This is a genomic window from Streptomyces phaeoluteigriseus (genome assembly GCF_001896135.2).
In the GTDB taxonomy this organism is placed as follows: domain Bacteria; phylum Actinomycetota; class Actinomycetes; order Streptomycetales; family Streptomycetaceae; genus Streptomyces; species Streptomyces phaeoluteigriseus.
On the sequence record NZ_MPOH02000005.1, the window covers coordinates 55,163 to 63,482 of the forward strand.

The 8,320-nt window shown below is 72.7% G+C and carries 7 protein-coding genes; 2 read left to right on the forward strand and 5 right to left on the reverse strand.

The genetic code is table 11. From position 1 onward, the window contains the following. Positions 1-310: 310 nt before the first annotated feature. Positions 311-880 (forward strand): hypothetical protein, encoded by a 570-nt coding sequence (locus BM536_RS39225; RefSeq protein WP_107439552.1) that lies wholly within the window; start codon positions 311-313, stop codon positions 878-880. Between the two features lie 33 nt (positions 881-913). Here BM536_RS39225 and BM536_RS03485 read toward each other — a convergent pair whose 3' ends face one another. The 5 genes from BM536_RS03485 to BM536_RS03505 form a co-directional block, all read right to left on the reverse strand. Continuing rightward, the gene (locus tag BM536_RS03485) at positions 914-2,410 is read right to left on the reverse strand and encodes an SDR family NAD(P)-dependent oxidoreductase (protein WP_073499391.1); all 1,497 of its coding nucleotides are present in this window, start codon (positions 2,408-2,410) and stop codon (positions 914-916) included. Between the two features lie 101 nt (positions 2,411-2,511). Further along, on the reverse strand, positions 2,512-3,855 hold the full coding sequence (locus tag BM536_RS03490; RefSeq protein ID WP_094102502.1) for a wax ester/triacylglycerol synthase family O-acyltransferase: 1,344 nt from the start codon (positions 3,853-3,855) through the stop codon (positions 2,512-2,514). Between the two features lie 155 nt (positions 3,856-4,010). Next, a complete protein-coding gene (glgC, locus tag BM536_RS03495) occupies positions 4,011-5,231 on the reverse strand; it encodes a glucose-1-phosphate adenylyltransferase (protein ID WP_073499393.1) in 1,221 nt (406 codons plus the stop codon). A 54-nt stretch (positions 5,232-5,285) separates the two neighbouring features. Next, positions 5,286-6,455 carry a glycogen synthase gene (gene glgA, locus BM536_RS03500; protein WP_073499395.1) on the reverse strand — a complete coding sequence of 390 codons (1,170 nt, stop codon included), beginning with the start codon at positions 6,453-6,455 and terminating at the stop codon, positions 5,286-5,288. 47 nt (positions 6,456-6,502) lie between these two features. Beyond that, positions 6,503-7,297, reverse strand: coding sequence for a (2Fe-2S)-binding protein (locus BM536_RS03505; protein ID WP_094102503.1), 795 nt, complete (start codon positions 7,295-7,297; stop codon positions 6,503-6,505). A 227-nt stretch (positions 7,298-7,524) separates the two neighbouring features. Here BM536_RS03505 and BM536_RS03510 point away from each other — a divergent pair. Further along, a partial coding sequence (locus BM536_RS03510) for a DMT family transporter (protein ID WP_211362816.1) occupies positions 7,525-8,320 on the forward strand: 796 nt, incomplete at its 3' end.

The window sequence follows — 8,320 nt, forward strand, 5'->3', positions numbered from 1 at the left end:
CCCATGACGGACGGTGGGTGTGGGGTGGCACTCCGTCCTGCTGTCCGTCGGCTACAGAGTAACCAGATGAGCGGGATACCGCTCGATCGGGCTGAAAACTTGGGGTAACCATGGCAAGTCACGCACATGTCCCCGCGGGTGATTCAACACCTGTGCCCCGATAAGCACCGTTTGACCTTCACTCGTACGGCGTACACGGGCGCGTCGGTCCCGCCTCACCGTCGCGCAGTTCAAGTCCCGTTGGTCCGGTCGCAAGGTCGCCGTGCTCTGCTGTCGTACCGCTACGGCTGTCTCGCGGGAGGACTGGCGCATGGAACTGCGCGGCGTCGAGGAGCTGATGGACCTGCTGTACACGGGGCGGGGGGTGTGGGACACCCCGGACCCCGGGCCGCGCGGGACCCATGGACACGGGGCGGGCATGCGCGGGGCCGGTGCGCTCGGGGCCGGTGCGCATGGGGCCGGTGCGCATGGGGTCGATGTACGTGGGGCCGGTGCGCGTGGGGCCGGTGCGCGTGGGGTCGATGTGCACGATCACGCGTTGCAGACCGCCGCCCTGCTGCGCCGCAGCCGCCCCGCGGACAAGGAACTCCAGGTGACCGGCCTCGTGCACCCCATCGGCCGGTTGCTGGGGCCGGCCGACGTGGCGGGCCGGTCCGAGCGCGCCGCCGACGCCGTACGGGCGCTTCTCGGTGAGCGGGTGGCGCGGCTGGTGCGGCGGCACCCCTGGCACGGGCCGGCCACCGACGACGACCTGGTGAGGCTGCGGCAGGCCGACGAGGACGGGCGGGTCGCCGGGTTCGACGCGGGGGTGCTGGAGGACTGGCGGACCGTGCTGGAGCTGGTGGCGGCCCGCAACTCACGGCTGGGGGCCGTCGACTGACGGCCCCTCACCACCGCGTACGGGCGCGCCGCGTCACCACTTGCCGGGCGCGTAGTCCTTCAGGAAGACGCCGTACAGGTCCTCGCCCGACTCGCCGCGCACGATGGGGTCGTAGACGCGGGCCGCGCCGTCGACCAGGTCGAGCGGGGCGTGGAAACCCTCCTCGGCCAGCCGCAGCTTGTCGTAGTGCGGGCGCTCGTCGGTGATCCAGCCGGTGTCGACCGAGGTCATCAGAATGCCGTCGGTCTGGAACATCTCCTGGGCGCTGGTCCGCGTGACCATGTTCATCGCGGCCTTGGCGGCGTTGGTGTTCGGGTGGCCGGCGCCCTTGTAGCCACGGCCGAAGACGCCTTCCATCGCCGAGACGTTCACCACGTAGGCGCGCTTGCCCGAGGCCTTGCGCGCGGCCTCGGCCATCGCCGGGCGCAGCTTGCTGATCAGGATGAACGGCGCCGTGTAGTTGCACAGCTGGGTCTCCAGCAGCTCCACCGGGGAGATCTGCTCGATCGTCTGCACCCACGTGTTGGTGTCGACGACGTCGGGGACCAGACCGCCCGCGTCGATGGCGGTGCCGTCCAGGTGCCGGGCGATGCTGGCGTTGCCGGCGACCAGGGCGAGGTCGGCGACCTGCTGCGCGTCCAGGCCGCTGGTGCCGAGGGGCAGCGCGGCGATGCCGTCGACCGCCCCGGAGTTGAAGGCACCGATGACATGGTGGGCGGGCAGCTCGCCGGCGGGCAGCGGGGCGCTCTCGCCGTCGACCAGGGCGGCGTAGGCGGAGGGCAGCCGGCGTACGGTCTGCGTCGCGTTGTTGATCAGGATGTCGAGCGGGCCCTGCCCGGCGACCTGGTCGGCCAGCGCCACGGCCTGCGCCGGGTCGCGCAGGTCGATGCCGACGACCTCCAGGCGGTGGATCCAGTCCGCCGCGTCGTCCATCGCCTTGAAGCGGCGGATCGCGTCCTTCGGGAAGCGGGTGGTGATCGTCGTGTGGGCGCCGTCGCGCAGCAGCCGGAGCGCGATGTACATGCCGATCTTGGCGCGGCCGCCGGTGAGCAGCGCGCGCTTGCCGGTGAGGTCGGTGCGGGCGTCGCGGCGGGCACGGTTCTCTGCGGCGCAGTCCTGGCAGAGCTGGTGGTAGAAGTAGTCGACCTCGACATAGCGAGTCTTGCAGGTGTAGCAGGAGCGGGGACGCTGGAGTATCCCCGCGATCCGCGTCTCCTCGGCGACCGAGGGCGAGGGCAGGACGCCCTCGGTCTCGTCGTCGATGCGCTGGGCGGAGCCCGTCGCGGTGGCCTCGGTGACCGCCTTGTCGTGGGCGGTCTTGGCGGCCCGGCGCTCCTGGCGGCGACGCTGCTTGACCGAGCGGTAGATACCGGCGGTGGCCCGGCGCACGGCGATCGCGTCGGGGTGGTCGACGTCGAGCTTGTCGAGTTCCTCCAGCACGGCGAGGCAGAGCGCCAGCCGCTCGGGATCGATGCCGGGCCCGTACACGACCTCGTCCATGGTCGCCGAGCCGTCCTCTGTCACCGTCATCGCGCTGCCGTTTCCCTGCTGCCCCGTGCGCGCTCCGACCGCGCTCGCTTTCGAACCGGGAATTCTACGGAGCGCCGGGGCACACCTCCAAACCGCGCGGGTCAAGAGCGGCAGGCCGTGATGAGCGTCTCCACCTCCGCGGTCAGCGCCCGGGCGAACCGGTCGAGATCGGGGACCGCCTCGGCGTCCGCGACCAGGCCGAAGTGGACCCGGCCCCGGTACGTCGAGACGGCCACCGCCAGGGCCTGGCCGCGGGCGAGCGGGGCGTAGGGGAAGACCTCGGTCACCGGGTTCCCGGCGAGTTTCAGGCCGAAGCTCGGCAGGGGCACGCTGGTGACGAGGATGTCGAACCAGAGCCGGGCGGCCTGGCTGACCAGGGGGCCGCCGAGGCGGTGGCCGAGGGCGGGGACGTGGTCGGCGAGGAGGGCGACGGCGCCCGCCCCGCGACCGGGTCCGGCGTCCTTGTTGCGGTTCATGGCGGTCCGGACCGCCGCGAGCCTGCCGAGCGGGTCGGGGTCGTCGACGGGCAGCCGCATCAGGTACCCGGAGAGCCGGTTGCCCTGCGGATGGGCGGTGCGTGGGCGGCGCTTGGAGACGGGGATGAGGGCGCGCGGGGTCACGCCGGCACTGCCGTCGCCGCGCTCGTCGAGCCAGGTGCGCAGGGCTCCGGCGACGACCGCGATCAGTACGTCGTTGACGGTGCCGCCGACGACCTTGCGCACCCGGTGCACATCGTCGAGGTCGACGACGACACCGCCGGTGCGGCGGGTGCCGGTGGGTCCGGCGGTGAGGGCGCTGGTGGAGCGCATGCCCAGGGTGTGGACGGCGACGGAGGCCCCGATGTCGAGGGCACGACCCACGTCGGACACGGCGTCGGACAGGGCGCCGCGCAGCAGGCCGGGCAGTCCGCGCGCGTCGGGCAGCCGGCCGCGGGCCGGTGCCGGCGGGCGGGGCCGGGGGGCGGGCAGGTCCATCGGGTCCAGGACGGCGGCGGCGAGGGTCAGCGCGCGCAGACCGTCGGCGAGAGCGTGGTGGAACTTGAACAGGACGGCGAAGCCGTCGCCCTCCGCGCCCGGCAGGACGTGCGCCTCCCACGGGGGCCGGCCGCGCTCCAGTGGGCGTTCCATGAGCCGCCCGGCCGCCGCCTGGTAGTCGGCGGTGGGCGGGTGCAGGTGGACGTGGTGCAGCGGGTCGAACTCCGGGTCGGGCTCGCGCACCGCGCCGCCGAAGGAGAGCGGCCCGGTGAGGGGCGCCCACACGTCGCGGATCCGCATGCGCAGTCCGGGTACGGCGGCCGACCTGCCCGCGAGCAGGTCGGCGGCGTGGGCGGCGGCGGTCGGCGAGGGCGCGGCGAAGACACCCAGCGCGCCGAGGTGCATGGGGTTCTCGGGGGACTCGATGTTCCAGAACGCCAGGTCGAGGGGTGCGAGTGGATCAGCAGTCACGGGCTTGCCTCGCGTCGACGGAGAGTGAGCCAGCAGTCAACCGCCTCCGCACGATTACGGTCAAGTACGATCAGGCTACGCATAGTTAACAACGGATTAAGTATGGGCCAAAAGGGGCATTCCGCTCGAAAACATTATCGATCGGGATGCTCCACTCACGTGACCCTCTGCCCCTTGCCTAGGGCGATCACACCCGCCTTGGACACCGAGTACAGCTCCGCGTCCCGTTCCGGGTTCACGCCGATCGTCGCGCCCGGCGGCACCTCGACGTTCTTGTCCAGGATCGCCCCGCGCACCACCGCGCCCCGCCCGATGTGGACGTTGTCGTGCAGGATCGAGCCCTGGACGACCGCCCCCGGATCGACCAGGACGCCCGGCGACAACACCGACCGGGTGACCTGGCCCCGGATGAGGCAGCCCGCACTGATGATCGACTCGCCGGCGATGCCGCCCGCGTTGAAACGGGCCGGGGAGAGCTGACCCGAGTGGGTGTAGATCGGCCAGCTCCGGTTGTACAGGTTGAAGGCGGGCCGTTCGGCGATCAGGTCCATGTGGGCGTCGTAGTACGCGTCGAGCGTGCCCACGTCCCGCCAGTAGCCCTGGTCGCGGGTGGTCTCGCCCGGCACGTGGTTCTCGCTGAAGTCGTACAGCTGGGCCTCACCCCGGTCGGTGAGCTGAGGCAGGATCGAGCCGCCCATGTCGTGCACGGAGCGCTCGTCCTCGGCGTCCCGCTGGAGCGCCTCGATGAGGGCCTTGGTGGTGAAGATGTAGTTGCCCATGGAGGCGAACACGCAGTCCGGGTCGTCCGCGAGGCCCGGCGGTTCGGTCGGCTTCTCCAGGAACCGCTCCACCGTCTGCCCGTCCGAGCCCGGCGTGATCACGCCGAAGGACGAGGACTCGGCGCGCGGCACCCGGATGCCGGCCACGGTCACGCCCGCGCCGCTGTCGATGTGCTGGGCGAGCATCTGGCGCGGGTCCATGCGGTACACGTGGTCGGCGCCGAACACCGCCACATACTCGGGCCGCTCGTCGTAGATCAGGTTCAGCGACTGCAGGATCGCGTCGGCGCTGCCCAGGTACCAGCGCGGGCCGAGACGCTGCTGGGCCGGGACCGGGGTGACGTAGTTGCCGAGCAGGCTCGACATCCGCCAGGTCGTGGTGATGTGCCGGTCCAGCGAGTGCGACTTGTACTGCGTCAGGACACAGATGCGCAGGATGTCGGCGTTGACGAGGTTGGACAGGACGAAGTCGACGAGACGGTACGTCCCGCCGAAGGTGACCGCGGGCTTCGCGCGGTCCGCGGTGAGGGGCATCAGGCGTTTGCCCTCGCCACCCGCCAGCACGATTCCGAGGACCGAAGGTCCACCACGACGCATGGCCGCTCCCCTCACCCAGATCTGTGATCCATTGCTGCCCCCGCCGGGGGCGCGCTACGCCTGTTTGAGGGTGTCCTCGTACAGTCGGACGGTTCGCCGGGCGACCGCGTCCCAGCCGAACTCCTCCACCGCGCGCACCCGCCCGGCCTCTCCCATGCGGCGGGCGCCGCCGGGATCGCCCAGCACCGTGTCGAGTGCCCGCGTGAGGCCGGCCTCGAAGGCACCGGCCCCCTCGGGTCCCTCCTCCAGGGGGACCAGCAGCCCCGTCGCGCCGTCCTCGACGACCTCCGGGATGCCGCCCACCCGGGAGGCCACGACGGGCGTACCGCAGGCCATCGCCTCCAGGTTGACGATGCCGAGGGGCTCGTACACCGAGGGGCAGACGAAGACGGCCGCGTGGGTGAGGAGCTGGATGACCTCCGGACGCGGCAGCATCCGCGGGATCCAGTGCACCCCGTCCCGGGCCCGGCTCAGCTCCGCGAACAGCTCACGGAACTCGCGGTCGATCTCGGGGGTGTCGGGCGCGCCCGCGCACAGGACGACCTGGGCCGCCGGGTCGATGTCCCGGACGGCGCGCAACAGGTGCGGGACGCCCTTCTGTCGGGTGATGCGGCCGACGAACAGCACGTACGGGCGGGCCGGGTCGACGCCGATCCTATTGAGCGCGTCGGTGCGGTGGTCGGGCCGGTACAGGGCGGTGTCGATGCCGTTGTGCACGACGTGGACCCGGTCGGCGTCCAGCTGGGGATAGCAGGCGAGGATGTCCTCGCGCATCGCGCCGGACACGGCGATCACCGCGTCGGCGGCCTCCACGGCGGTCCGCTCGGCCCACCCGGACAGGCGGTACCCGCCGCCGAGCTGCTCGGCCTTCCACGGGCGCAGGGGCTCCAGCGAGTGCGCGGTCACCACGTGCGGGACGCCGTACAGCTCCTTGGCGAGGTGACCGGCGAGGTTGGCGTACCAGGTGTGCGAGTGGACCAGCTCACGGCCCTCCAGCGCGGCGGCCATGGCCAGGTCCACGGAGAACGTGCGCAGCGCGTCGTTGGTTCCGTCGAGCGCGGACCAGGAGCGGTGACGCCGCACGCCCTCCGTACGGCCCTCGCCCCAGCAGTGCACGTCCAGATCCACCAGCTCGCGCAACTCACGGGCAAGGAACTCGACATGGACACCCGCCCCGCCGTACACGTCCGGGGGGTACTCCCGGGTCAGCAGTCCCACTCGCACCCGGCAACCCCCTGGATCTCGCTTGTGAAGGCCGGTCCCCTTCATGGTCACCCAGACGGGCCGCGTGGGGAAGAGCGCGGGGGTCGTACGAAGCAACAGTCACCGCAGACCCCGCCGCCGGGCACCCGGTGGTAGAGGCAGCAACTGCGACGGCGGAAGGCCGTACCGGTGAGGGTTCCGGTACCGGCGAGGAGGGGGTGGGCGAGGAGTTCGGCGGTGAGGGCGCGGGTGCGGGCCGCGGCGTCGGGGCGGCCGTGCGCCCGCGCCCATGCGTCGAGCTGACGGGCCGCGCCGGCCAGGGCCGAGGCCGCGTTGCCGCGCAGCAGACCGGGGGCGAGGCGGTGGCGGGCGCGCAGGGCCGCCGCCAGCGGTTCGAGGTGGCCGTGCAGGACGGTGGCCGCCAGGGTCTCCGCGTCCGCCGGGCGGGATGCGTGGACCTCCGTCAGCCACAGGTCGTCCGGGGCGCTGCCGTCCGGGTCCCAGCGCAGCAGCCCCGGAGCCAGCTCGGGTGGGCGGACGTAGAGGACGGCACAGCCCAGCGCGACCGACCACAGCCGGGCGGCGAGCCCCTGCTGGGCCACGGAGGCGGCGATGCGCGGCTCGGGGGCGCGCAGCGCGCGGGCGACCTTGCCGATCCGGAAGGCCAGTGGATCGGCCGGTGGATCGGCCGGCAGGTCGGCCGGCGGATCGCCGTCCGCGCCGGTGGGCGCCGCGGCGTAGGCCTGGGCGAGCGTCGGCAGCGGCCGGGCCGGTTCTCCCGGTCCGCCGGTGGGCGGTGCCGTGCTGAGGGCGAAGAAGCCGCCGAGGGGGCGTAGGGCCGCCAGTTGGGGGTCGAGGTCCACGAAGTGCAGTAGTACCAAGGAGCGTAGGGGCCGTGCTCAGGGGGATCCCGGGTGAATCACCCACCCTGGGGAGGACTGTGGGCGCTTCGTACTCCATCGGTAGTAGGACCCAATGCGTGCTCAGGGACGACGACGGGAACAGATCGACAAGGCATCGTGTTGGGTATGAGAGCCGACCGTTCGCCGCGCCGGGCCCCGGGGCCCCGCCCCACGCAGAGGAGCAGCTCATGAGCGCCCTCGCGTTGTCCGTGGTCCTGTCGCTCGTCTCCGCGGTGGCCTACGCGGCCGGGGCGATCGTGCAGGAGCAGGTCGCGGTGTCCTCCCCCGACGAGCACTACGCCCCGCTGCGGCGGCCCGGCTGGTGGGCGGCGGTCGCACTGAACGGTCTCGGCGGCCTGCTGCATGTCGTGGCGCTCGCCTACGGCCCGCTCAGCCTGGTCCAGCCGCTGGGTGCGCTCACCATCGTGTTCGCGCTGCCGATGGCGGCGATGTTCGTGAGCCGCAAGGCGGGGGCGACGGCCTGGCGGGGCGCCATCATGGCGACCATCGGTCTGGCCGGTCTGCTCTCCCTGGTCGGCGCGGCCGACGCGCAGTCGCTGAGCACCCCGCAGCGGGTGGGCGCGGCCGTGGTCACCGGCGGCGCGGTCGTGGCTCTGATGGTCGCCGGCCGGGCCGCGCACCGGCACCCGGCGGTGCGCAGCATGCTGTTGGCGACCGGCTCGGGCATAGCGTTCGGCATGTCGTCGGTGTTCACCAAGACCGTCGCGGTCGACTGGACCGGCGGCGTCTCGGCGGCCGACGTGCCCTCCCTGGCCGTGATCGGCGTCCTGGCCACGGCCGGCATGCTGCTGTCGCAGGCCGCCTACCGCGGCGCGGGTCTCGCGGCCCCGCTGGCCACGCTGACCGTGGTGAACCCCGTCGTGGCGGCCGCCGTCGGCATCACGATGTTCGGCGAGACGTTCCGCTACGGCACCACGGGCACGGCGCTCGCCCTGAGCTGCGGTGTGGTGGCGGCCGGTGGCC

Excerpts from the sequence above, each read along its gene's own strand:
- BM536_RS39225 (WP_107439552.1), top strand. The coding sequence starts at position 311 with ATGGAACTGCGCGGCGTCGAGGAGCTGATGGACCTGCTGTACACGGGG.
- BM536_RS03485 (WP_073499391.1), bottom strand. The coding sequence starts at position 2,410 with ATGACGGTGACAGAGGACGGCTCGGCGACCATGGACGAGGTCGTGTAC.
- glgC (WP_073499393.1), bottom strand. The coding sequence starts at position 5,231 with ATGCGTCGTGGTGGACCTTCGGTCCTCGGAATCGTGCTGGCGGGTGGC.